Raw genomic sequence first — 25714 nt, 5'->3', positions numbered from 1 at the left:
TGCTCCTCGGGGCTGCCCTGCTCGTCCTGGCCCTGGTCCTCGCCCTGGCCCTGCTCCTCGGGGCTGCCCTGCTCGTCCTGGCCCTGGTCCTCGCCCTGGCCCTGCTCCTCGGGGCTGCCCTGCTCGTCCTGGCCCTGGTCCTCGCCGCGCTGCTCGTCCTGGCCCTGCTCCTCGCCCTGCTCCTGCTCCTGGCCCTGGTCCTCGGGGCGGCCCTGGTCCTCGCCCTGCTCCTCCTCGCCGCGCTGGTGCTCCGGACGGCCCTGGTGCTCGCCCAGCCCCTGCTCCTCGCCGCGCTGGTCCTCCTGGCCTTGGTCCTCGCCGCGCTGGTGCTCCGGACGGCCCTGGTGCTCGCCCGGCCCCTGCTCCTCGCCGCGCTGGTCCTCCTGGCCCTCGTCGGGGGCCGGCAGGACGGACGGCTGGTCGTCGTCCCCGGCCGGGCGGCTGACCGTCTGGTCGACGCGGGCGTCGTGGCGGCTGCGGTCCGCGCCGTGGAAGTCCTCGTCGAAGTCGTCGCGGCGGTCCTTGCGCCCGTCCACGTCGGCCGGCTTGAAGAACACCGACCGCACGTTCACGTTGTGCACCACGTCCCCCGGCTCAAGAACCCGCTCGGGGCGGCCGTTGCACCCGCGCTCCTCGAAGAGCAGGGCCAGCGACCTCGTTTCGTTGGCCACCGCGATGGCGGGGTTGCTGCGCGAGGTTCCCGTCAGCTCGTAGCAGGTGTCGTTGTCGGCCGGGCGGATCTGATGGCGCTCGTTGCCGTCCTCATCGACGATGTAGTCCAGCCGTCCGAGGGGGCGCCGGTCGTCGTGGTCGTCGGCCAGCGAGGGGCCGGCCGTGGGCAGGACGAGTGCGAGGGCTCCGAGCAGCGCGGCGGCCGTGGGGCGAAGACGCATGAGGTAAAAGTCCGTTCTGTGGGCGTGAATGCCGGTCCGGTGGCATCCAGCGGGCAGCGTAGGAGCGAGCCGTGTTGCTGAAACGGTTCGGCTGCGCGCGTGTTCGGAGGTTCACTCGCCCGGAGCGCCCGGCTGAGCCCATACGGCAGCGGTGCGTGGTGTCAGGCGGAGGCGCGTTCGCCGGACGGGACCCCGTCCGCGCGCCCCCTGGCCGCGCCCGGTACGGGCGCGGGACCGGCCGGGGCTGCCGGCCCGGCCGGGCGGACCAGCAGGGCCACCAGCGCCGCACCGGCCAGGCCCATCACGCCCGAAGCCCAGAACGCCTCCCGCAGCCCGCTCGCGAACGCCGCCTCCACCCAGTCGCGCGCGGCGGGAGCCGCCGCCAGCAGTTCCCCGGCCCGGCCGGAGGCCAGCGCCCGCACGGTCCCGCCCCCCTGGCCGGAGCCGCGCAGCCCGTCCGCCAGCCCCGAGTGGAACACGGCGCCGATCACCGCGATGCCGAGGGCCATGCCCAGCTGCCGCGCGGTGTTCAGGGCTCCGGCGGCCATCCCGGCGCGGGCCGGGGCCACGGCGCCCATCGCGGCGGCCGCCAGCGCCGGGGTCGCCGTCCCGACCCCCGCCCCGGTCACCACCAGTCCCGGCACCAGGGCCGCCCAGCCGTCTCCCGCGTCCAGCATCCGGCCCTGGAGCAGCGCGCCGAAGCCGATCAGCAGCATTCCGCCGCCGATGGTCAGCCGGGGCGGGACCCCGTGCAGCAGCCGCCCGGCCACCGCGGCGACGACGAAGCCGGCGGCGCTCAGCGGCAGCAGCACCAGCCCCCCGCCGACCGGGCCCATCCCCTCGGCGGACTGCAGCCAGAGGGAGACGTACACGAGGGAGGAGAACGCGGCGCCCGACAGCAGCAGTCCTGCGGCCATGACGGCCACGAACGTGGGGCTGCGGAAGAGCGCGAGGTCCAGCACCGGACGGGAGCTGCGCAGTTCGACGAGGACGAAGCCGGCGAAGGCGGCCACGCCGAGGCCGAACAGCCCGAGGGTGGTGCCCGAGCTCCATCCGTTCTCGCCCACACGGATCACGGCGTAGGTGACGGCCGCGGCGCCCGTGGTGAAGGTGGCCATGCCGGGCAGGTCCAGACGCCCCGCCTGCGGGTCGCGGGACTCGGCCACCGCCTTGAGGGTGACGTACACGGCCAGCGCGCAGACGGGCAGGTTGATGAAGAAGATCCAGCGCCAGCCGAACTGCTCGGTGAGCAGCCCGCCGACGACCGGTCCGGCCGCCGCGGCGGCGCCGTTGACCGCGCCCCAGACGCCGAAGGCGACCCCGCGGTCCCGGCCCCGGTAGGACGCGCTGAGCAGGGCCATGGTCGTGGCGAACATGGCGGCTCCGCCGATGCCCTGGGCGGCGCGGAATGCGATCAGCCCGGCCGGGCCGGTGGCCAGACCGCAGGCGAGCGAGGCGGCGGCGAAGAGCCCGAGCCCGCCGAGGTAGACGCGGCGGCGGCCGATCCGGTCGGCGAGCGAGCCCGCTCCCAGGAGCAGGGCGGCCAGCGCGAGGGCGTAGACGTCCATCACCCACTGGAGCCCGGCGAAGCCCGTGTGCATCTCGGCGGCCATGTCGGGCAGGGCGACGGTCACGATCGTGACGTCGACCAGGAGCATGAAGGCTCCGAGGCAGACGGCCGTCAGTGGCAGCCACTTGCGCATGGGGGTTCTCCTCGGATGACGGAGGGGCGAAGGCACGGGCGGATCCGCGGTGGGTCCAAGCTCCCACCGCCCGGCTCCCGTCCCCATCCAGCGGCCCGCCTCTGCCGGATTTCCGTCGTCAAGGTCCCTGGCATGATGGAAAACGTGAACGACACGGAGCTGGACGCACTCGACCGGTCCCTGGTCCAGGCCCTCGTGATCGACGGCCGGGCCCCCTTCAGCCGGCTCGCCGAGGTGCTGGAGGTCTCCGACCAGACCGTCGTACGCCGCTACCGGCGCCTGCGGACCACCGGCCTGATCCGGGTGGTGGGGCTGCCGGTGGGCAGCCGCGTCGGGCTGTTCGAGTCCTGGCTGCGCGTGCAGTGCGCCCCGGACGCCGCGCTCCCGGTGGCCGGGGCGCTCGCCCGCCGCCCGGACATCGCGTGGGTGACCCTGAACTCGGGCGGCACGGAGGTCCACTGCATGACCCGGGCCCGTACCCGCAAGGACCGCGACGCCCTGCTGCTGGAGAAGCTGCCGCGCACCCGCCGGGTGACCGGCATCAGCGCCCACACCATCCTGCGGAAGTTCTTCGGAGGGCCCGACGCGTGGGCGGGCGTGGACGTGCTGCGCCCCGACCAGATCGCGGCCCTGGAACGGCCGCCGGCGCCGCCCCGGCCGGAGCGGTACGCCCTGGACGACACGGAGTTCGCGCTGCTCGCGGCGCTGGGGCGGGACGGCCGCGCCGGGTATCCGGAACTGGCCCGCGCGACCGGCCTGTCGGAGTCGACCGCCCGCCGCAGGCTGGAGCGGCTGCGCGAGCTCGGGGCCCTCTTCTTCGACGTGGAGTTCGTTCCCACGCTCTTCGGATACGAGGCGGAGGCGACGGTGGTGCTGACCGTCCCGCCGGCCCGCCTCGCGGAGGTGGGGGCCGCACTGGCGAGCCACCGCGAGGTGCCGTTCGCGGCGGCCGTGACCGGGGCGGCCTCCTTGATGGCGGTGGTCGTGTGCCGGGACACCGACGCGCTGTACACGTACCTGACCGAGCGGATCGGCGCGGTGGACGGCGTGGGGCAGGTGGAGGTGATCCCGGCCCTGCGCAGCGTCAAGCGGGCCGGGATGCTCGTGGAGGGCGAGCGGCTGGTGGACCCGCCGCCCGCCCCCTGAACCGGTACTGCGGCGGCTCCTAGCGCAGCACCACACCGCCGCCCGCGTCCGTGGCCGCCGGGGCCGCGACCAGCCCCAGTTCGGCCGGGCTCGCCAGCAGCGGGTGGGCGGGCAGGATCCGTACGGTGTAGCCGAAGGGCCCCGTACGGTCGAGGGCGAGCGGGCCCTCGTACACCCAGCGGCCCTCCAGGTCCGGCCCGGCGGCCGGTTTGAGCGGGAAGCTCCTCCCGTCCCGGATCACGTCCTGCGGGTCCACCCGGCCCGCGACCGCCTGTACCTCCACGTCCTCGGGCGCGAGCGCGTCCAGCGCCACCCGCACCCGCAGCGTGAGGGTGGCCCCGAGCTCGGCGGTGCCGTTGACGGGGGCGTCGGCCAGTGCCTCCACGTGCTCGACCCCGACCCGCGGCCAGGCCGCCCGGACCCGGCCCTTCCACCAGGCCAGGTCGCGCGCCGCCTCCGGGGTCAGGGCCCGGTGGGCGTGGGCGGCCGGCACGTACAGCCGTTCCACGTACTCCCGTACCATCCGCCCCGCCAGCACCTTGGGTCCCAGGGAGGCGAGGGTGCGCCGGACCATCTCGATCCACCGCACCGGGAGGGCTCCCCGCCCCGAGCGGTCGTAGAACCGGGGCGCGACCCGGCTCTCGATCAACTCGTAGAGGGCGGCGGCCTCCAGGTCGTCGCGCCGTTCCTCGTCCGTCCCGAGCCCGTCGGCGGTCGGGATGGCCCAGCCGAAGTCCGGCTCGAACCACTCGTCCCACCAGCCGTCCAGCACGGACAGGTTGAGGCAGCCGTTCAGGGCGGCCTTCATCCCGCTGGTCCCGCACGCCTCCAGCGGCCGCAGCGGGTTGTTGAGCCAGACGTCGCAGCCCGGATAGAGCTTCTGCGCCATCGCCATCCCGTAGTCGGGCAGGAAGACGATCCGGTGCCGCACCCGCGGGTCGTCCGCGAACCGCACCAGCTCCTGGACGAGCCGCTTGCCTCCGTCGTCGGCCGGGTGCGCCTTGCCCGCGACCACGATCTGCACGGGCCGGTCGGGGTCCAGCAGCAGCCGGCGCAATCGCTCGGGGTCGCGCAGCATCAGGGTGAGCCGCTTGTAGGAGGGCACGCGCCGGGCGAAGCCGATGGTGAGCACGTCCGGGTCGAGCACGGAGTCCACCCAGCCCAGTTCGGCGGCCGCGGCCCCGCGCCGGCGCCAGGAGGCCCGCAGCCGATCGCGCACCTCCTGCACCAGCTGCTCGCGCAGCACCCGCCGCAGGTCCCAGATGTCCTGGTCGGCGATGTCCGCGACGGCGTCCCAGCGCTGGGAGCCGCCGACGGAGAGGGCGTCCTCGGTGCGTCCGGCGCCGATCTGGCGGGCGCCGAGCCGGACGACCTCGGGGGCCACCCAGGTCGGGGCGTGCACGCCGTTGGTCACCGAGGTGATGGGCACGTCGGCGGGGTCGAAGCCCGGCCACAGCCCGGCGAACATGCCCCGGCTGACGGCGCCGTGCAGGGTGGAGACCCCGTTGGCCCGCTGGGCGAGCCGCAGGCCCATCACCGCCATGTTGAACACCCCGGGGTCGCCGCCGGGGTAGGTCTCGGCGCCGAGTTCCAGGATCCGGTCGACGGGGACGCCCTCCAGCTCGGCACCGGTCCCGAAGTGGCGGGCCACCAAGGCCCGCTCGAAGCGGTCGATGCCGGCGGGCACGGGGGTGTGCGTGGTGAACACGGTCCCGGCGCGCACCGCCTCGACGGCGGCCTCGAAGCCGAGCCCCTGCTCCCCTTCCAGTTCCCTTATGCGTTCGAGTCCGAGGAACCCGGCGTGGCCCTCGTTGGTGTGGAAGACCTCGGGGTCGGGATGGCCGGTGATGCGGCAGTACGTGCGCACCGCGCGCACGCCGCCGATGCCGAGCAGCATCTCCTGGAGCAGCCGGTGGTCGCTGCCGCCGCCGTAGAGCCGGTCGGTGACCTCCCGGGCGCCCGCGTCATTGTCCTCGACGTCGGAGTCGAGCAGCAACAGCGGCACCCGGCCGACCAGGGCCTGCCAGATGTGCGCGTGCAGGGCTCGGCCGCCGGGCAGGCTCAGGCGGACGCGGGCGGGGGCGCCGTCCTCGTCCCGCAGCAGGGACAGGGGGAGTTCGTTGGGATCGAGTACGGGGTAGTGCTCCTGCTGCCAGCCGTCGCGGGAGAGGGTCTGGCGGAAGTACCCGTGGCGGTACAGCAGTCCCACACCGATGAGCGGGACGCCGAGGTCACTGGCGGCCTTGAGGTGGTCCCCGGCGAGGATGCCGAGCCCGCCGGAGTACTGCGGGAGGGCGGCGGTGATGCCGAACTCCGGTGAGAAGTAGGCGATCGCGGCGGGGAGATCGGCGACGTCCTCATGGCTCTGGTACCACCTCCCGCCGTGGACGTAGTCATCGAGGTCGGCCACGACGGCGGCGAGGCGCCGCAGGAACCGGCGGTCACCGGCCAGCTCCTCCAGCCGGGAGGCGCTGACCCCGCCGAGGAGCCGGACGGGGTCTCCCCCTGCGGCGTGCCAGCCCTCGGGGTCGACGGATTGGAAGAGTTCGCGGGTCTCCGCATGCCAGGACCAGCGCAGGTTGCGCGCGAGGTCCGCCAGCGGCAGGAGGGGTTCCGGGAGGACAGGGCGTACGGTGAATCGACGGATAGCCTTCACGCGTTCCACCTTCGCAGGCAATTGCGGATAGGAGCGGCCACACCACGCTGTGCGCCGCGCATCACCCCCGGAAGGCTATCGGCGACCCCCGCCGCTCGGCCATGGCGCCTCGATCGACGCCCGGCCGCGGCTGCCCTCGGTGGTGTCCGCGGACGGGACCCGGACACGCCGCCGCCCCGGCCGCCGCACGCAGGGCGTGGGCGGCCGGGGCGGGTTGAGGCGGCCGGTCAGGGCTGGGTGAAGTAGCCGAGCAGATCGGTGATCACGTGGGTGCTGCCGCCGTAGCTGTTCCAGACGGCGACGCGGCCGTCCGCCACCGGGGTGGTGACGTGGTTGGGGACGGTGTCGCCGGGACGGGTGTTGAGGCTGCTGGCACCCGGGCGGCTCGCTCCGTACCCGTAGACGGTGAGGAATCCGGGTCCGGTGGAGTCGGTCGCGGTGACGTTCAGTACGGCGCCGACGGCTCCGGCGGGCAGGCCTGCGACGGTGGTGTCCGCGCCGGGGGCGAGCTTGCCGGTGGTGCGGGTGTCGGCGAGGCGCCTCGGGACGGTCGGCGTGAACAGGGTCTTGCCGTCCTTGCCGTACCAGCCGACCGCGTCCAGGACCAGGTGCGTGGAGCCGGTGTTGGTGTAGAGGGTGATCGTGCCGTCCGGGCCCACCGGGACGATGGCCTGGTTCGACTTGTCCTTGCCCGGTTCGGGGTTGAGGTTCGAGGTGGCGGGCCGGTTCGCCGGGTCCGGGTAGGCGATCACGTGGGCGTCGGCGGTGGAACCGGTACTGGTCAGGTTGAGTGCGACCGCGGTGGCGTCGGCGGGGACACCGCCCACCCCCGCGACCTTGACGGTCCGGCTCGTGCCCCCGGCGAGCGCGCCGCCCGCGGTACGGGTGTCGGCGAGGCGGGTCGGGGCGAGCGGGCTGAAGCGCTGCCCGGCGTTCGGCTGGTAGTAGCCGACGAAGTCGACGACGAGCGAGGCCCGGCCGGAGTTCAGCTGGGCCGAGACCCGGCCGTCGGCTCCGACGGGGACGGTGACCGTGTTGGAGGACGTACCGCCCGCGCGGACGTTGACGTTCGAGGTCGCCGGGCGGGGCTGGCCGGAGGGCCACACGCTGAGGTGGGTGTCCTCCGTGGCGCCCGTGACGGTGACGTTGAGGACGGCCGCGGCCATGCCGCCGGAGAGGACGTGGTCCGGCACGGACAGGCCGACCGGCAGGATCACGCCGGTGGGCGTCCCGCCCGCGACGGGGCTGTTGGTGGTGCGGGTGTCGAGCAGGCGGAACGGGGCGGTGGCGACGTAGCCGGAGGGCGCGTAGTCGGCCTTCACCGTCTTGGCCGCCGTGGACGTGGCGCCATGGGAGTCGCGGACGGTGACCGCCACTCGGTGGTCGCCGGGCCGGCTGTAGGTGTGCTGGACCGGCTCCAGGCTGTTGCCCTGGATGGTGGTGCCGTCACCGAAGTCCAGGTCAACCCGGTCCACGGGCCACGGGGCAGCGGTGGCCGCGGGGTCGATACGCACGGTCAGCGGACGGGTGGATCCCATGGGGTTGTCCGAGGTCGGCAGCACCGGCTCGGCGGTGAACGCGGCGGTCAGCGGGCCGGCCGCGGTCACCTTGGTCGACTTCTGCGTGAAGGCCTTCGCCCCCACGCCGTTGACCGCCGTGACCTTGACCGTGCACTCGCACGGCGCGCTGTAGACGTGCGTGGCGACGGCGTGGGCGGCGTTGCCCTGGCGGGTGACGACCGGCGCCGTCCCGTCGCCGAAGTCCACGTGGTACTCCATGGCGGTGGGCCACAGGCTGTTCGACACGGCCTGCACCTCCACCGCAGTGCCGGCCGGCGCCCAGGTCCGGTCGATCACCATCCAGGCCTCGCTCAGGCCGTCCTGGGTCTCGTAGGCGCCGCGGTCCAGGTACCCCCCGTCCTTGCCGGTGTTGGGCACGCGCGGGTCGTCGGCGGTCGGGTTCCAATTGAGGTCCGTGGGCAGTACGCCCGGTGCCGTCGGGTCGGCGGAGTCGATGGCCCGTGAGCCGTCCATCTGGCCGGCCTCGTCGCGGGACGCGGTCAGGATGTCGTGCGCACCCTGGCCGCTGGCGGCCTGGAACGCCGCGGGGCTCTGGTACCCGGTGCCGGCCCAGCTGTAGACCGTACGCCCGTCGGCGGCAACGATCAGGTTGTAGTCGGCGCGGGTGCCCTCGGACGCGCTCTGCGACACCGACATGCCCTGAGCAGGTTCGGCCGACTCGCACCGCGTGGAGGTCGCCCCGGTGTAGAGCACGTTGTTGAACAGCGCGGAGCCGGTCGAGCCGCCGCTGACCGAGAGGGTCGCCGGGCAGTAACCGTAGAACGTGTTGTTGGTGACGACCGTGCCGGGCGCGTCGACCACCGTGACCGCCGACCGGAGTGCGCCGGTGATCTGGTTGCGGCTGAGCACGGTGCCCCGCGAGCCGCCCTCGATCCGGACTCCCGTCAGCCGGCTCCGGCTGACGCGCACGTCCGTGCTTCCCCCGCCGACCACGAGGGCGTCGAGCGTGCCCCGTGAGACGACCGTCCGGTCCAGCTCCACATCGGTCGATCGGCTGATCTGGACGCCGCCGCGGACGGTCAGGCCGCGTACCACCACGTGGCCGGCGCCGGCGACGGCCAGGCCCTTGGACAGCTCCGCCGAGGGGGCGCCCTCTGTCGGATCGGCGGCGAAGGTGATCGGCCTGCCCGGCTCCCCGGAGCGGTCGACGGTCACGGCCTCGTCATAGGTCCTGCCCGTCTTGACGAGCACCGTCTGGCCCGGCCGAACGACCTTGGCCGCGGCCGAGACGGTGCAGAACGGGACGGGCTGCGTGCCGGATCCGGTGTCGGAGCAGTTCGAGCCGTCACGGTTGCTGACGTACAGGGTGGACGGCGTATCGGCGGCCGCAGCGCCGGGAACACCGAGGAGGGCGACGAGACCTGCGGTGAGCAGGACCACCGCACGAGTGGGACGCAAAGGGATGGCTTCCTTCGTCATACAGGAAAGGGCTGCGTGAAATGAGGGGCGTTGCACAGCTGCATGACGGCGAAGCGGCCGATTCCCCCCAGGCCGTCGGGCGCACGAGCATCCACGAGGACGAAGCCATGATCCCTGGTCGGCCGACGGATGTCACTCCGGACAAAACACCTTCCCGTCAACACCGCCCCTCGCGTCTCACCTAGCCCGTCCGCGTCGCACTCCGCCCCCGTCCGGGCCGGATCGGCGGGGCCCGAGGGGAGGGTGGGGCCGGTGGTGTGCGGTCCTACATCCGGTAGTCCGCAGCGACTTGATGGAGCCTCGGCGGATGTCGGGCAGGGGCTTGGTCTGGGCCGTGCGACTACGTACGAGTAGTTGACCGACACCCTGCATGGGCGCGGCGAGAGTGGGAAGGGCTCCCCGCGTACACGCACGGCGCACCCCGCACTCCACCTCTCCCGCCACCCGAGTGAACGCGGACAGGAGCGGCCATGCCCGCAGCCCAGCCGTCTTCCGAGCGGCTAGAAACAGAGCGAACAGAGCGTGCACTACCAGCCGGTTCCGCGGCTGGCCTGTTGTCACCGAGCCCTGCGAAACGCCCCCAGGTGATCCCATCATGATCGGTCGCATTCCCGTACTGGACGTCCGCCCTGCCGTCGAATGCGGGGCCAGACCCGCCAAGGCGGTCGTGGACGAGGTCTTCGAGATCTCCGCCACCGTGTTCCGCGAGGGCCACGACGCCGTCGCCGCCCATGTCGTGCTGCGCGACCCCAGCGGGCGGATGCGGCCCCCCGTGCCGATGCGCGAGCTCGCGCCCGGCACCGATCGCTGGGGGGCCCGGGTCTCGGCCGACGCGGAGGGGCGGTGGACGTACACGGTCGAGGCGTGGAGCGACCCGGTCGCCACCTGGCGGGCGCATGCCGCGATCAAGATCCCGGCCGGGATCGACCCGGGGCTCACCCTCCTCGAAGGGGCGGAGGTCCTGGAGCGGGCCGGGTCCCGGATCCCCAAGCGCGACGGGCGCGAGCACGTCCTGGCCGCCGCCGCCACGATGCGCGACGAGGACCTGGAGGTGGACGTACGCTACGCCGCCGCCCTCGCGCCGGAGGTGGAGGCAGCACTGTCGAGGCGCCCGTACCGGGAGCTCGTCACGGCCGCCAAGGCCCTGCCGCTGATCGTGGAGCGCAAGCGCGCCCTCTTCGGCTCCTGGTACGAGATGTTCCCCCGCTCCGAGGGGGCCGTCGTCGAGCCGGGCCGGGCACCGGTCAGCGGGACGTTCGCGACCGCCGCCGAGCGGCTGCCGGCCATTGCCGAGATGGGCTTCGACGTGGTGTACCTGCCGCCGATCCACCCGATCGGGAGCACTTACCGCAAGGGCCCCAACAACACGCTTTCCGCAGGGAGTTGGGATCCGGGTGTGCCGTGGGCCATCGGCTCCACCGAGGGCGGCCACGACGCCGTCCACCCCGAACTCGGCACCATCGAGGACTTCGACGCCTTCGTCGCCCGCGCCCGCGAGCTCCACCTGGAGATCGCGCTCGACTTCGCCCTGCAGTGCTCGCCCGACCACCCGTGGGTGGAGAAGCACCCCGAGTGGTTCCGCCACCGCGCCGACGGGACGATCGCGTACGCGGAGAACCCGCCGAAGAAGTACCAGGACATCTACCCGATCCACTTCGACACCGACATGGCCGGCCTCGTCACGGAGACGGTTCGCATCCTGCGCCACTGGATGGAGCACGGTGTCCGGATCTTCCGGGTCGACAATCCGCACACCAAGCCTGTCGTCTTCTGGCAGAAAGTGATCGCGGACATCAACAAGACCGACCCCGACGTGATCTTCCTGGCGGAGGCCTTCACCCGCCCCGCGATGATGCGCGCGCTCGCCGCCACCGGCTTCCAGCAGTCGTACACGTACTTCACCTGGCGCAACACCAAGGCGGAGCTCACCGAGTACCTGACCGAGCTGTCCGACACCCGGTCGGCCTCCGTCATGCGGCCGAATTTCTTCGTCAACACGCCCGACATCCTCCACGCCTACCTGCAGCACGGCGGTCGTCCCGCCTTCGAGGTGCGGGCGGTCCTGGCCGCCACCCTCTCCCCGACCTGGGGGATCTACGCGGGCTACGAGCTCTGCGAGAACACCCCGGTCCGCGAGGGCAGCGAGGAGTACCTGAACTCCGAGAAGTACGAGTTCCGGCCACGTGACTGGGCGGCCGCCGAGCGCGAGGGCCGCACCATCGCCCCGCTGATCACCACGCTGAACCGGCTGCGCCGGCGCCACCCGGCGCTCCAGCAGCTGCGCGACCTCCACTTCCACACGACCGACAACGACCAGGTGATCGCCTATTCGAAGCATGCCGGAGCCGATTCCGTACTGGTGGTCGTCAACCTCGATCCGCACCACACCCAGGAGGCGACGGTCTCGTTGGACATGCCGGTACTCGGCCTCGACTGGCACGGGTCCCTCGCGGTGCGCGACGAGCTCACCGGCGAGACCTATCACTGGGGCAGGGCGAACTACGTGCGCCTAGAGCCGGGCCGTACGCCCGCGCACGTGCTGGCCGCTCTGCGACCGTCCCCGCCCACCGGAGGGTCACCCACCACATGATGATCAACGACCCCGTCCCCGACACTTTCGAGGACACCCCCGCCAAGGACCGCGATCCCGACTGGTTCAAGCGGGCTGTCTTCTATGAGGTCCTCGTCCGTTCCTTCCACGACAGCAACGGCGACGGCGTCGGGGACCTCAAGGGGCTCACCGCCAAACTGGACTACCTCCAGTGGCTGGGCATCGACTGCCTCTGGCTGCCGCCGTTCTTCGCCTCACCCTTGCGCGACGGGGGGTACGACGTCTCGGACTACACCTCGGTCCTCCCCGAGTTCGGCGACCTCGCCGACTTCGTCGAGTTCGTGGACGCCGCGCACCAGCGCGGTATGCGCGTGATCATCGACTTCGTCATGAACCACACCAGCGACCAGCACGAGTGGTTCCAGCAGTCGCGCACGGACCCGGACGGACCGTACGGCGACTACTACATGTGGGCCGACAACGACAAGCAGTACCAGGACGCCCGCATCATCTTCATCGACACCGAGACCTCCAACTGGACGTACGACCCGGTACGCAAGCAGTACTACTGGCACCGCTTCTTTTCGCACCAGCCGGACCTCAACTTCGAGAACCCGGCCGTGCAGGAGGAGATCATCTCGGCGCTGCGCTTCTGGCTCGACCTCGGCATCGACGGGTTCCGGCTCGACGCCGTCCCCTACCTCTACGCCGAGGAGGGCACCAACTGCGAGAACCTGCCCCGCACCCACGCCCTCCTCAAGCGGGTCCGGGCCGAGATCGACGCGCACTACCCCGACACCGTGCTGCTCGCCGAGGCCAACCAGTGGCCCGAGGACGTCGTGGACTACTTCGGCGACTTCACCAAGGGCGGGGACGAGTGCCACATGGCCTTCCACTTCCCCGTCATGCCGCGCATCTTCATGGCGGTGCGAAGAGAGTCCCGCTACCCGGTCTCCGAGATCCTCGCCAAGACGCCGGCGATCCCGGCCAACTGCCAGTGGGGCATCTTCCTGCGCAACCACGACGAGCTGACCCTGGAGATGGTCACCGACGAGGAGCGCGACTACATGTACGCCGAGTACGCCAAGGACCCGCGGATGCGGGCCAACATCGGCATCCGGCGCCGGCTCGCCCCGCTCCTCGACAACGACCGCAACCAGATGGAGCTGTTCACCGCCCTGCTGCTGTCGCTGCCCGGTTCCCCGGTGTTGTACTACGGCGACGAGATCGGCATGGGCGACAACATCTGGCTGGGCGACCGCGACGGCGTCCGCACCCCGATGCAGTGGACCCCGGACCGCAATGCCGGTTTCTCCTCCTGCGATCCGGGCAGGTTGAACCTGCCGGTCATCATGGACCCCGTCTACGGGTACCAGGTCACCAATGTCGAGGCGGCCATGGCATCGCCCTCGTCACTGCTGCACTGGACCCGCCGGCTGATCGAGATCCGCAAGGCGAATCCGGCGTTCGGGCTCGGCTCGTACACCGAACTGCCGTCGTCCAACCCGGCGGTGCTCGCGTTCCTCCGGGAGTACGGCGACGACCTGGTGCTGTGCGTGCACAACTTCTCGCGGTTCGCGCAGCCCACCGAGCTGGATCTGCGGTCGTTCAACGGGCGGGTGCCGGTGGAGCTGACCGGTGATGTGCGCTTCCCGCCGATCGGCGAGTGGCCGTACCTGCTCACCCTGGCGGGCCACGGCTTCCTCTGGTTCCGGCTGCGCCACGAGCAGAAGCCGGAGCTCAAGACCGGCGCTTGAGCCAAGGGGGCGGGCACACGAACGGGTCAGTCGCCCGCCCCTGTACGGATCATCCTGACCCGACACCCACTCACCACCGGACAGCAATGCTCGCCATCCGGGACACTCTGCGCATTCGTGACGGCCCGGGGAAAGGACGCGACGCCATGTCGGAGGCTGCATCCGCCCGGAGCCGCCAGGGCAGTCTGGCCGCTGTCCCGCTCGGACCGCTCGAACCCATGCTGCGGGCCTGGCTGCCCAGGCAGCGCTGGTACGCCGGAAAGGGGCGCGCCATCACCCGGCTGCGGCTCGTCTCGGCCGTCGAGCTGCTGCCGCCCGGGAGTACCCCCGGGCTCGTGCACCTGCTCGTCGGGGTGGACTGCGCCGACGGGAGCGCGGACTGCTACCAGCTGCTGCTGGGGGTGCGGCCCGCGCCGCTGCCGCCCGCGCTCGCACCCACGCTGATCGGGCACGCCGAGCAGGGCCCGTACGCCGGCCAGGCCGTGTACGAGGGGCTCGGCGATCCGCGGCTCGCGGCGCTGCTGCTGGAACGGTTGCGCACCCCCGGCGCGCACGGCCCGCTCCGCTTCGACCGGGACCCGGCCGCGCTGATCCCCGCCGAATCCGTGCCCCGGCCGCTGTCCGGCGAGCAGACCAACTCCTCGCTGATCTACGGCGATTCACACATCCTGAAGGTGTTCCGCCGCGTGGGGCCCGGGGTCAACCCGGACCTGGAGCTGCCCAGAGCGCTGGCCGCGGCCGGCTGCTCCCGCGTGCCGGCGCCGGTCGCCTGGTACGAGGCCGAGCTGCCCGGCTCGGAGCCGCTGACCCTGGGCGTGCTCCAGCCGTACCTGCGCGGCTCCGACGACGGCTGGCAGCTCGCCCTGCGCCGGCTCGGAGCCGGGGCCGACTTCACCGCCGAGGCGCACGCCCTGGGCCGGGCCACCGCCGAGGTGCACAGCGCCCTCGCCGCCGCCCTGCCCACCGTGGCGCTGGGCCCCGAGCAGACGGCCCGGCTCGCCGCGGGCATGACGGCGCGCCTGGCGGCCACCGCCCGCGAGGTGCCCGCGCTGCGGCCGTACGAGGCGGGGCTGCGCGGCGCCTTCGACGCGCTGGCCGCCTCCCGCGGGTCCGGCGTCCCGGCCCAGCGGATCCACGGGGACCTGCACCTGGGTCAGACGCTGCGCACCGCCGACGGCAGCTGGGCGCTGATCGACTTCGAGGGTGAGCCGGCCCGGCCGCTGGCCGACCGGCGCCGCCCCGAGCCTGCCGTGCGCGACATCGCCGGGATACTGCGCTCCTTCGACTACGCGGCCCGCTCCCACCGGCCGTTCGCACCCGCCTGGGCGGACGCCTGCCGGGCCGCCTTCTGCGAGGGCTACGCCCGGACCACCGGCCGGGACCCGCGCGAGGACCCGGTCCTGCTGCGCGCGTACGAGACCGACAAGGCGGTGTACGAGGCGCGCTACGAGTCCCGGCACCGTCCCGACTGGCTGCACGTCCCCATGGCGGCCATCCGCCGCCTGTCCGAACGGGAGCGGCCTGCCCACCGGCCGGGCCGCCGTGCGGCGGCGCCTCCTGCGCCGCCCGCATCGACCACCCCCCATCCGAAGCCCCCGAGGAGGCCGCTCGCGTGAGCGCCGCACGACAGCCGTCACCGTCCGTCCGCGACGAAGCCGCTCCCGCCCCGGAGCCGCCCCGGCCGAAGGCCTCGGGGGCGCGTGCGCCCCGGGCGCGCCGGGACGCCTCCCCGGCGCGCGGGGTCCGGCCCGCGCCCGTGCTCGACGCCGGGGAACGGGCCCGGCTGCTGGAGGGCCGCCACCACGATCCCCACGCGGTGCTGGGCGCGCACCCCCTGCGCGGCGGGGTCGTCTTCCGCATGCTGCGCCCGTACGCGAAGACGGTGACCGTCGTCGCCAAGGGGCTGCGGGCCGAGCTCCACGACGAGGGCGACGGGCTCTTCTCGGGGCTGCTGCCGCTGACCGGGGTGCCGGACTACCGGCTGCTGGTGGCCTACGACGGCGCCGAGACCGAGGTGCAGGACCCGTACCGGTTCCTGCCCGCGGTGGGCGAGCTGGACCTGCACCTGATCGGCGAGGGCCGGCACGAGGAGCTGTGGACGGCGCTCGGCGCCCGGCCGATGGAGCACCAGGGCGTCTTCGGCACCCGGTTCACGGTGTGGGCCCCGAACGCCCAGGGCGTGCGGGTCACCGGGGACTTCTCGTACTGGGACCCGACCGCCCACCCGATGCGCTCGCTGGGCTCCTCCGGGGTGTGGGAGCTGTTCCTGCCGGGGGTGGGCGAAGGCGCCCTCTACAAGTACGACATCACGCGCCCCGACGGCAGCCACACCCTGCGCGCCGACCCGATGGCCCGGCAGGCGGAGGTTCCGCCGGCGACCGCGTCCGTGGTGACCGACTCCCGGTACGCCTGGCAGGACGCGGAGTGGATGGCGCAGCGCGGGGCCCGCCCCGTGCACCAGGCGCCGTTCTCGGTGTACGAGCTGCACCTGGCGTCCTGGCGGCCGGGGCTCTCCTACCGGCAGCTGGCCGAGGAGCTCCCGGCGTACGTCAAGGAGCTCGGCTTCACGCACGTGGAGTTCATGCCGGTCGCCGAGCACCCCTTCGGCGGTTCCTGGGGCTATCAGGTGACCGGCTTCTACGCGCCGACCTCCAGGCTGGGCAGCCCGGACGACTTCCGCTTCCTCGTGGACAGCCTGCACCGGGCCGGCATCGGAGTGATCGTCGACTGGGTGCCCGCGCACTTCCCCCGGGACGATTGGGCGCTCGCCGAGTTCGACGGGCGGCCCCTCTACGAGCACCACGACCCGCGGCGGGCCGCGCACCCGGACTGGGGGACGCTGGAGTTCGACTACGGCCGCAAGGAGGTCCGCAACTTCCTCGTCGCCAATGCCGTCTACTGGTGCCAGGAGTTCCACGTGGACGGGCTGCGGGTGGACGCGGTGGCCTCCATGCTCTACCTGGACTACTCGCGGGGCGAGGGCGAGTGGCTGCCGAACGTGTACGGCGGCCGGGAGAACCTGGACGCGGTCGCGCTGCTGCAGGAGATGAACGCGACGGTGTACCGGCGCTGCCCGGGCGTGGTGACGATCGCCGAGGAGTCCACGGCCTGGGACGGGGTCACGCGGCCCACGGACGGCGGCGGCCTCGGCTTCGGCCTGAAGTGGAACATGGGCTGGATGCACGACACGCTGCGCTACCTCTCGAAGGAGCCGGTGCACCGCAAGTACCACCACAACGACCTGACCTTCGGGATGGTCTACGCGTACAGCGAGAACTTCGTGCTGCCGATCTCCCACGACGAGGTGGTGCACGGCAAGGGCTCGCTGGTGTCGAAGATCCCCGGGGACTGGTGGCAGCAGCGGGCCTCGCACCGGGCGTACCTGGGCTTCATGTGGGCCCACCCGGGCAAGCAACTGCTGTTCATGGGGCAGGAGTTCGCGCAGGGCTCGGAGTGGTCGGAGGCGCACGGGCCCGACTGGTGGCTGCTGGACCCCGCGTATTCGGCGGCGGGCGACCACCGCGGAGTACGCGATCTGGTGCGCGACCTGAACCACACGTACACGGCCACGCCCGCGCTGTGGGAGCGGGACACCGTGCCGGAGGGGTTCGCGTGGGTGGAGGCGGACGCCGCCGAGGACAACGTGCTCGCCTTCCTGCGCTACGGGCAGGACGGCTCGCCGCTGCTGTGCGTGTCGAACTTCTCGCCGGTGGTGCGGCACGGCTACCGGATCGGGGTGCCCGAGGCGGTGCCGTGGTGGCGGGAGGTCCTCAACACGGACCTGGAGGAGTACGGCGGCAGCGGCGTGCGCCATCCGCAGGCGCTGCGGCCCGAGCCCGTGCCGGCGCAGGGCCGCCCGGTGAGCCTGCGTCTGACGCTCCCGCCGCTGGCGACCGTCTGGCTCAGGCCGTGACGCCGGTGAACTCCTCCAGTTCCTGAAGCAGCTTGCGCTTGGCCCGGGCCCCGACCATCTGCTGCACGGGCTCGCCGTCCCGGAAGACGAGCATGGTCGGCATGGACAGCACCCCGTACCGCGTGACGGTGGCGGGGTTGCTGTCCGCGTCGATCTGTACGACCTTGAGCCGGTCCGCATGCTCGGCCGCGACGGCGGACAGCACGGGCGCGAGCTGGCGGCAGGGGCCGCACCAGTCCGCGGTGAACTCCACGAGGACGGGCCGGGCGCGCTCGCCGAGCACCTCCGCCTCGAAGTCCTGATCGGTCACTTCGGCCACACCTGCGGCGTGAATCATCGTGTGCTCCCTCTCCCCTTCATGTCATCCGGTCATTTCGCACCGCGGGGCCACCGCTTCGCCGACGGCCCCGGCGGCCTCCTCCGCGTCGGCGAGCTGCCGCGCGACCTGGTCCCGTACGTCGGCCAGCCGGCCGATGAGCCCGTCGAGCTCGGCGAGCTTGCGCCGGTAGACGGCCAGGGAGGCCGGGCAGGAGTCGCCGGCGGGATGGCCCGCGCGCAGGCAGTCGACGAACGGCCGGGTCTCCTCCAGGTCGAAGCCGAAGTCCTGGAGCGTCCGGATCTGGCGCAGCAGCCGCAGGTCGTCCTCGTCGTAGGTGCGGTAGCCGTTGCCGGCCCGCCGCGCGGGCAGCAGTCCGCGGGATTCGTAGTACCGCAGGGTCCGCGTGCTGGTCCCGGCCCGCTGCGCCAGTTCGCCGATTCGCATGCCCCGACCGTAATCCTTGACGCCGACGTCAAGGCAAGGGAGTCAAGGCAAGGGAGTGGGGAGGGGAGGAGCGGAGGGGGCGAAAAGGGGGTTGAAAGGGGCGGCCGGGTGGGGCCCTCGCCACCCCCGTATGCGAGGGCCCCCGACAGGGATCACGTACGGCCGGGACGTGCGGTTCAGGAGCGGGGGCGGTTCCGTGAAGATCGTGCGCAGGGGTATCGCAACGGATGGCCGGAACCGTACGCTTGGAATTGGATCTAGGAACAATCCGATTACCGGACAGTCGCCGGGAAACCCACCCAAAGCGCCGAACTCCATAGGACTTTCGTACGAGTTCTGGCCTTGTTTGAACGGTCTGTAGTCGTCACCCCTCGGCCACTCCTACGGTGTGCCTGTGCACTCCAGCCCTCCCTTCAACGCCCCCGCCGCGCGGCGTCTGCGCGCCGCCCTGGGCATGGCCCCCGGCCATGTCGCCTACGGCCTGCGCGCCCAGTACGGACTGATCGTCGAGCCCGAGACCGTCATGGCCTGGGAACGGGGCGAGATCTCGCCGAACTCCGCGGAGCTGACGGCACTCGCCGGCGTCCTCTGGTGCGCCCCCGGGGAACTGCTTGCCGAACCGGTCACCCTGCGGGAACACCGGATCGCCCGGGGCCTGGCCCCCGACGAGCTGGCCCGGCGGATCGGCCTGGAGACGAACGCGTACCAGAAGATGGAGGACACCGGGCGCTGGAAGGGCAACGAGCGGCAGTCCGTGGCCCTGGCGCAGACGCTGGGCCTGACGCTCTCCCAGTTCGTGGCGGCGACCGGCAAGCAGGAGGAGCTCGCCGAGATCCTGCGCAGCGCGGTCACCACCCGCTGGCAGGCGTACCTGAAACCGCTGGCCAAGCTGCTCCCTGTGCCCAAGGCCCACCTGGAGCCGGTGCTGGAGCGGATGCACGGGGACTACCAGGCCAAGATGGTCTCCACCCTGAGCTGGAACAGCACCTCGTTCGAGGCCGGGACGGGCGATGCGGGCCGAGAGTACCTCGCCGACATCGTCGCCCACTTCTGGTCCCTGGCCTCCGGCGCCGGCTAGGGGGCGTCAGAAGACCGACTCGGCCTCGTACATGCGGTGGTCCGGGACCCTCTTGAGCTCGGTGACCGCCGAGGCCAGCGGGGCCATCACGATGTCGGTGCCGCGCAGCGCCGTCATGTTGCCGAAGTCGCCGCGGTGGACGGCCTCGACGGCGTGCCAGCCGAAGCGGGTGGCGAGGACGCGGTCGTACGCGGTGGGGGTGCCGCCGCGCTGGACGTGGCCCAGGATGACCGGCCGGGCCTCCTTGCCCAGGCGGTGCTCCAGTTCGACGGCGAGGCGGTTGCCGATGCCCGCGAAGCGCTCGTGGCCGTACTGGTCGATCGCACCCTTCTCGTACGGCATCGAGCCCTCGGCCGGGTGGGCGCCTTCGGCGACGCAGATGACGGCGAACTTCTTGCCGCGGGAGAAGCGTTCCTCCACCATCTTCACCAGGGCGTCCACCTCGAAGGGGCGCTCGGGCAGGCAGATCCCGTGGGCGCCGCCAGCCATGCCCGATTCCAGGGCGATCCAGCCGGCATGCCGGCCCATGACCTCCACGACCATCACGCGCTGGTGCGATTCGGCGGTGGTCTTGAGGCGGTCGATCGCCTCCGTGGCGACCATGACGGCGGTGTCGAAACCGAAGGTGCGGTCGGTGGAGGAGATGTCGTTGTCGATGGTCTTCGGCACGCCGACGACCGGCATCCCGGCGTCCGACAGCATCCGGGCGGCCGTCAGGGTGCCCTCGCCGCCGATCGGGATCAGCGCGTCGAGGCCGTACCGCTGCGACAGCTCCTGCGCGTGCTCGGCGGCCTCGCTCAGCCGGGCGCGCTCCATCCGGGCTGAACCGAGAATCGTACCGCCGCGGGCCAGAATGCCACTGACCGCGTTGATGTCGAGGGGGCGGTAATGCCCGTCCAAGAGGCCCTTGAAGCCGTCTTCGAAGCCGATGACCTCATCCCCGTGCCCGACCAGGGCACGGTGTACGACCGACCGGATGACAGCGTTCAGTCCCGGGCAGTCTCCGCCTGCGGTGAGAACTCCGATGCGCATCGTGCTGTGTCTCCTGCTCCTGGTCGTACCGGACCGTCCGCGTGCGGGCGGACAGCCGTACACATGAAGGGCGTATGGGTGAAGCGTGTCCGATTGTTCCACGCGGCCCGGCTGCGGCGCGTGCTGTGCCGCTCGGACGGCGGGGCCTCCCGGCCGTCCGGGGCCGACTTTTCCCGGCGGGCGCCCTATCCCTCCAGCGAGGTATTGTCAAGAGGTCAAGCCCACCCACACGGGAAAATCTACTCGCATCTCGTAGATCTCGTGGATCCGCCCGCGGCGCCCAGAGCTGCGCCCAGGCGCAACATGGACGGAGAGCCCGCGTGACGCGCAGCGTGTACGTGACCGGTATCGAGCGGGGGGACGGCCGTCAGGTCGTCGAGCTGGGGATCATGGAGCTGCTGACCCGCCAGACGGGCCGGGTCGGGGTCTACCGGCCGCTCCTGCACGACGCGCCGGACCGGCTCTTCGACCTGCTCAAGGCGCGCTACCGGATCGACCAGGACGCCTCGACCGCGTACGGCATGGAGTACGGCGAGGCCTCCGCCGTCCTGGCCGAGAAGGGCACCGACGAGCTCGTCTCGCGGCTGGTCGACCGCTACCACCGGGTGGCCCGCGACTACGAGGTCATGCTCGTCCTCGGCACCGACTACGCCGAGACGAACCTCCCCGACGAGCTGGCGCTGAACGCCCGCCTCGCCAACGAGCTGGGCGCGGTCGTCGTACCCGTCGTCGGCGGGACGAAGCGCCCCGCCGAGGCGGTGCGCTCCGAGGCCCGCAACGCCTACCGGGCGTACGAGAGCCTGGGCTGCCACGTCGTCGCGATGGTAGTCAACCGGGTGGCCGCCGAGGACCGCGCGGGCATAGCCGAGCGGCTGGCCGCCCGCCTCCCGGTCCCCTGCTACGTGCTGCCGGACGACAAGTCGCTTTCCGCCCCGACCGTCGCCCAGATCACCCGCGCCCTCGGCGGCGAGGTGCTGCTCGGCGACGAGGCGGGCCTCGCCCGCGACGCCCTGGACTTCGTCTTCGGCGGCGCCATGCTGCCGAACTTCCTGAACGCCCTGACCCCCGGCTGCCTGGTCGTCACCCCCGGGGACCGCGCCGACCTGGTCGTCGGGGCCCTGGCCGCGCACGCCTCCGGCACCCCGCCGATCGCCGGGGTGCTGCTGACCCTGAACGAGCGCCCGGCGCCGCACGTCCTGACGATGGCCTCGAAGCTGGCGCCCGGCACCCCGGTGGTCTCGGTGGCCGGCAACAGCTTCCCGACGGCCGCCGAGCTCTTCGCGCTGCAGAGCCGGCTGAACTCCGCGACCCCGCGCAAGCTGGAGACGGCGCTCGGCCTGTTCGAGCGGCACGTGGACACCGCCGAGCTGCGGGACCTGCTCTCGGTGGCCCGCTCGGAGCGGGTGACCCCGATGATGTTCGAGCACGAGCTGCTGGAGCGGGCCCGCGCCGAGCGCCGCCGGGTGGTCCTGCCCGAGGGCGCCGAGGAGCGGGTGCTGCGGGCCGCGGACGTGGTGCTGCGCCGGGGGGTGTGCGACCTGACGCTGCTGGGCGAGGAGCAGGCGATCCTGAAGAAGGCCGCCGACCTGGGCGTCGACATCTCGGGCGCGCAGCTGATCGATCCGGCGACCTCCCCTCTGCGGGAACGTTTCGCCGAGTTCTACGCCCAGGCGCGCGCCCACAGGGGCATGACGGTTGAGCTGGCCAACGACGTGGTCACCGACGCGAACTACTTCGGCACGCTGATGGTCCAGGAGGGCCTGGCCGACGGCATGGTCTCCGGCTCGGTGCACTCCACCGCCGCGACCATCCGCCCGGCCTTCGAAATCATCAAGACGAAGCCGGAGGCCTCCATCGTCTCGTCCGTCTTCTTCATGTGCCTGGCCGACCGGGTCCTCGTCTACGGGGACTGCGCGGTCAACCCGGACCCCGACGCCGAGCAGCTCGCCGACATCGCCGTGCAGTCCGCGGCCACGGCGGCCGCCTTCGGCGTCGAGCCGCGGATCGCGATGCTCTCGTACTCGACCGGCACCTCGGGCAGCGGCGCGGACGTGGACAAGGTCCGCAAGGCCACCGAGATCGTCCGCGCCCGGCACCCGGAGCTGCCGATCGAGGGTCCCATCCAGTACGACGCCGCCGTCGAGCCCTCGGTCGCCGCGACGAAGCTGCCGGGCTCCGACGTGGCCGGCCGGGCGAGCGTGCTGATCTTCCCCGACCTCAACACCGGCAACAACACGTACAAGGCCGTGCAGCGCTCGGCGGGCGCCGTCGCGGTCGGCCCGGTGCTCCAGGGTCTGCGCAAGCCCGTCAACGACCTCTCGCGCGGCGCGCTGGTACAGGACATCGTCACCACCGTGGCGATCACCGCGATCCAGGCGCAGGGCGCGCCGGCCCCCACCGCCTGACCCCCGCCCCCACCCGACCCCTCCACCGACCGCCAAAGGAATGAACCCCCTCGTGACCGCATCGCGCGTACTCGTCCTCAACTCCGGCTCCTCGTCGGTGAAGTACCAGCTGCTCGACATGGCGGACTCCTCCCGCCTCGCCGTCGGCCTCGTGGAGCGCATCGGCGAGCAGACGTCGCGGCTGGTGCACGAACCGCTGGCCGGGCCCGGCGCCGCGGGCGGCACGCGGGAGCAGACCGGGCCGATCGCCGACCACGAGGCGGCGCTGAAGGCCGTCGCGGCGGAGCTCGCCGCCGACGGGATGGGCCTGGACTCCCCCGAACTGGCGGCCGTGGGCCACCGGGTGGTGCACGGGGGGACCCGCTTCACCCGGCCCACGGTGGTCGACGAGGAGGTGCTGGCGGAGATCCGGAACCTGATCCCGCTCGCCCCGCTGCACAATCCGGCGAACGTCACCGGCATCGAGGTGGCGCGCTCGCTGCGCGCGGACCTCCCGCAGGTGGCCGTCTTCGACACCGCCTTCCACGCGACGGTGCCGGAGTACGCGGCGCGGTACGCGATCGACGCGGCGACCGCGCAGAAGTACGCCGTCCGGCGGTACGGCTTCCACGGCACCTCCCACGCCTACGTCTCCCGGGCCGCGGCCGCCCTGCTCGACAAGCCCGCGGCGGACGTGAACGTGATCGTGCTGCACCTGGGCAACGGGGCCTCCGCCTCCGCCGTGCGGGGCGGGGTGTGCGTGGAGACCTCCATGGGCCTGACCCCGCTGGAGGGCCTGGTCATGGGGACCCGCTCCGGCGACGTGGATCCGGCGGTCGTCTTCCACCTGGCGCGGGTGGGCGGCCTCTCGGTGGATGAGATCGATTCGCTCCTGAACAAGAAGAGCGGTCTGCTGGGCCTGTGCGGCGACAACGACATGCGCGAGGTGTTGCGGCGTGCGGGCGAGGGCGACGAGTCGGCGCGGCTCGCCTTCGACGCGTACATCCACCGCCTCAAGAAGTACATCGGCGCCTACTCGGCGGTGCTCGGGCGGGTGGACGCCGTGGTGTTCACGGCCGGGGTCGGCGAGAACGCCCACCAGGTCCGGGAAGGTGCCGTCGCGGGGCTCGCGGAGCTGGGCCTGACGCTGGACGCCCAGGCCAATGCCGTGCGCTCGGCCGAGCCGCGGCTGATCTCCGCCGCGGGCTCCCGGGTGGCCGTGGCCGTGGTCCCGACGGATGAGGAACTGGAGATCGCCACCCAGACGTACGCGTTGGTTACCCGGTAGTCACTTGGAGTTTCCACCAGACGGAATATTCCGCTACGAAACAAACGGATAGGATCCGCTTCATGCGCCGTTCCAAAATCGTCTGCACGCTGGGCCCCGCCGTCGACTCGTATGAGCAGCTGAAAGCACTCATCGAGGCAGGCATGAACGTGGCCCGATTCAACTTCAGCCACGGATCCCAGGCAGAACACCAGGAGCGGTACGACCGCGTCCGGCAGGTCTCCGCGGACACCGGGCGTGCCGTCGGTGTCCTCGCCGACCTCCAGGGTCCCAAGATCCGTCTGGAGACCTTCGCCGAAGGCCCCGTCGAGCTGGTGCGCGGTGACGAGTTCACCATCACCACCGAGGACGTCCCGGGCGACAAGTCCGTCTGCGGCACCACCTACAAGGGCCTGCCGGGCGATGTCGCCAAGGGCGACCAGATCCTGATCAACGACGGCAACGTCGAGCTGCGGGTGACCGAGGTCGACGGCCCGCGGGTCAAGACCATCGTCATCGAGGGCGGTGTCATCTCGGACCACAAGGGCATCAACCTGCCCGGTGCCGCCGTGAACGTCCCCGCCCTGTCGGAGAAGGACGTCGACGACCTCCGCTTCGCCCTGCGGATGGGCTGCGACATGGTCGCCCTGTCCTTCGTCCGCGACGCCAACGACGTCAAGGACGTCCACAAGGTCATGGACGAGGAGGGCCGCCGGGTCCCCGTCATCGCCAAGGTCGAGAAGCCGCAGGCCGTCGAGAACATGGCGGCCGTGGTCGACGCCTTCGACGCGGTCATGGTGGCCCGCGGCGACCTGGCCGTCGAGTACCCGCTCGAAAAGGTCCCGATGGTCCAGAAGCGGCTCATCGAGATGTGCCGCCGCAACGCCAAGCCGGTGATCGTCGCGACCCAGATGATGGAGTCGATGATCACCAACTCCCGCCCGACCCGTGCGGAGGCGTCCGACGTCGCCAACGCGATCCTCGACGGCGCCGACGCGGTCATGCTGTCGGCCGAGTCCTCGGTCGGCGCCTATCCGATCGAGACCGTCAAGACGATGTCGAAGATCGTCACCGCGGCCGAGGAGGAGCTCCTGTCCAAGGGCCTCCAGCCGCTGGTCCCGGGCAAGAAGCCCCGTACCCAGGGCGGCTCCGTGGCCCGCGCGGCCTGCGAGATCGCCGACTTCCTCGGCGGCAAGGCGCTGATCGCCTTCACCCAGTCGGGTGACACGGCCCGCCGGCTCTCGCGCTACCGCGTGCAGCAGCCGATCCTGGCCTTCACCACCGACCAGAACACCCGCAACCAGCTCACGCTGAGCTGGGGCGTGGACTCGTACATCGTCCCGCACGTGGACACCACGGACGCGATGGTCGACCTGGTCGACGGCGAGCTGCTCAAGCTGGGCCGCTACAACGCGGGCGACACCATGGTCATCACCGCCGGCTCGCCCCCCGGCGTCCCGGGCACCACGAACATGGTCCGCGTCCACCACCTGGGCGGCACTGCCGGCGCCTGACCCGACTCCGCCGCACAGAGACCGAGGGCGGCACCCCGATCCGGTGATCGGGGTGCCG

At 72.2% G+C, this 25714-nt stretch carries 15 protein-coding genes and 1 pseudogene; 9 read left to right on the top strand and 7 right to left on the bottom strand.

Features of this window, described 5'->3' with window-relative positions:
- Together AB0B01_RS09820 and AB0B01_RS09815 are read right to left on the bottom strand one after the other, a co-directional pair.
- Positions 1 to 893: pseudogene (locus tag AB0B01_RS09820) on the bottom strand (hypothetical protein); the annotation flags it as partial.
- Between the two features lie 161 nt (positions 894 to 1054).
- Entirely contained in the window at positions 1055 to 2596 is a 1542-nt protein-coding gene (locus AB0B01_RS09815; RefSeq protein WP_361715011.1) for an MFS transporter, read from the bottom strand.
- 135 nt (positions 2597 to 2731) lie between these two features.
- Here AB0B01_RS09815 and AB0B01_RS09810 point away from each other — a divergent pair, with 135 nt between their 5' ends.
- Positions 2732 to 3742: an Lrp/AsnC family transcriptional regulator gene (locus AB0B01_RS09810; RefSeq protein WP_361715076.1), complete on the top strand. Its 1011-nt coding sequence runs from the start codon at positions 2732 to 2734 to the stop codon at positions 3740 to 3742.
- Between the two features lie 19 nt (positions 3743 to 3761).
- On the opposite strand, the gene glgP is transcribed toward AB0B01_RS09810, so the two are convergent.
- Together glgP and AB0B01_RS09800 are read right to left on the bottom strand one after the other, a co-directional pair.
- On the bottom strand, positions 3762 to 6398 hold the full coding sequence (gene glgP / locus AB0B01_RS09805; RefSeq protein WP_361715008.1) for an alpha-glucan family phosphorylase: 2637 nt from the start codon (positions 6396 to 6398) through the stop codon (positions 3762 to 3764).
- A 227-nt stretch (positions 6399 to 6625) separates the two neighbouring features.
- Positions 6626 to 9376, bottom strand: a complete 2751-nt coding sequence (locus AB0B01_RS09800; protein ID WP_361715005.1) for a PKD domain-containing protein — start codon at positions 9374 to 9376, stop codon at positions 6626 to 6628.
- Positions 9377 to 9992: 616 nt separating this feature from the next.
- On the opposite strand from AB0B01_RS09800, the gene AB0B01_RS09795 reads away from it, so the two are divergent.
- From AB0B01_RS09795 to glgB, 4 genes are all read left to right on the top strand, one after another.
- On the top strand, positions 9993 to 11987 hold the full coding sequence (locus AB0B01_RS09795) for an alpha-1,4-glucan--maltose-1-phosphate maltosyltransferase (RefSeq protein ID WP_361715002.1): 1995 nt from the start codon (positions 9993 to 9995) through the stop codon (positions 11985 to 11987).
- Entirely contained in the window at positions 11984 to 13705 is a 1722-nt protein-coding gene (gene treS / locus AB0B01_RS09790) for a maltose alpha-D-glucosyltransferase (RefSeq protein WP_361714999.1), read from the top strand. The genes AB0B01_RS09795 and treS overlap by 4 nt, the downstream gene beginning before the upstream one ends.
- A 146-nt stretch (positions 13706 to 13851) precedes the next feature.
- On the top strand, positions 13852 to 15321 hold the full coding sequence (locus tag AB0B01_RS09785; RefSeq protein WP_361714996.1) for a maltokinase: 1470 nt from the start codon (positions 13852 to 13854) through the stop codon (positions 15319 to 15321).
- Positions 15318 to 17618 (top strand): 1,4-alpha-glucan branching enzyme, encoded by a 2301-nt coding sequence (gene glgB / locus AB0B01_RS09780; protein ID WP_361714993.1) that lies wholly within the window; start codon positions 15318 to 15320, stop codon positions 17616 to 17618. The genes AB0B01_RS09785 and glgB overlap by 4 nt, the downstream gene beginning before the upstream one ends.
- Here the strand turns inward: glgB and trxA are convergent.
- Complete coding sequence (trxA, locus tag AB0B01_RS09775) at positions 17608 to 17955, bottom strand: thioredoxin (protein ID WP_361714990.1); 348 nt, start codon at positions 17953 to 17955, stop codon at positions 17608 to 17610. The genes glgB and trxA overlap by 11 nt on opposite strands.
- Positions 17956 to 17979: 24 nt before the next feature.
- Positions 17980 to 18381, bottom strand: coding sequence for a MerR family transcriptional regulator (locus AB0B01_RS09770; protein WP_361714987.1), 402 nt, complete (start codon positions 18379 to 18381; stop codon positions 17980 to 17982).
- Positions 18382 to 18775: 394 nt separating this feature from the next.
- Here AB0B01_RS09770 and AB0B01_RS09765 point away from each other — a divergent pair, with 394 nt between their 5' ends.
- The gene (locus AB0B01_RS09765) at positions 18776 to 19459 is read left to right on the top strand and encodes a helix-turn-helix transcriptional regulator (RefSeq protein WP_361714984.1); all 684 of its coding nucleotides are present in this window, start codon (positions 18776 to 18778) and stop codon (positions 19457 to 19459) included.
- A 6-nt stretch (positions 19460 to 19465) separates the two neighbouring features.
- Here AB0B01_RS09765 and AB0B01_RS09760 read toward each other — a convergent pair whose 3' ends face one another.
- Positions 19466 to 20491: an ATP-dependent 6-phosphofructokinase gene (locus AB0B01_RS09760; RefSeq protein ID WP_361714981.1), complete on the bottom strand. Its 1026-nt coding sequence runs from the start codon at positions 20489 to 20491 to the stop codon at positions 19466 to 19468.
- 320 nt (positions 20492 to 20811) lie between these two features.
- Here AB0B01_RS09760 and pta point away from each other — a divergent pair, with 320 nt between their 5' ends.
- From pta to pyk, 3 genes are all read left to right on the top strand, one after another.
- Positions 20812 to 22896: a phosphate acetyltransferase gene (gene pta / locus AB0B01_RS09755; RefSeq protein WP_361714978.1), complete on the top strand. Its 2085-nt coding sequence runs from the start codon at positions 20812 to 20814 to the stop codon at positions 22894 to 22896.
- Between the two features lie 52 nt (positions 22897 to 22948).
- Positions 22949 to 24163: an acetate kinase gene (locus AB0B01_RS09750; RefSeq protein ID WP_361714975.1), complete on the top strand. Its 1215-nt coding sequence runs from the start codon at positions 22949 to 22951 to the stop codon at positions 24161 to 24163.
- Between the two features lie 62 nt (positions 24164 to 24225).
- Positions 24226 to 25656 (top strand): pyruvate kinase, encoded by a 1431-nt coding sequence (gene pyk / locus AB0B01_RS09745; RefSeq protein ID WP_361714972.1) that lies wholly within the window; start codon positions 24226 to 24228, stop codon positions 25654 to 25656.
- Positions 25657 to 25714: the final 58 nt, after the last annotated feature.

The sequence above is a fragment of the Streptomyces sp. NPDC044571 genome, from assembly GCF_040647115.1.
In the GTDB taxonomy this organism is placed as follows: Bacteria; Actinomycetota; Actinomycetes; order Streptomycetales; family Streptomycetaceae; genus Streptomyces.
This window is presented reverse-complemented; position numbering and strand designations above follow the sequence as displayed.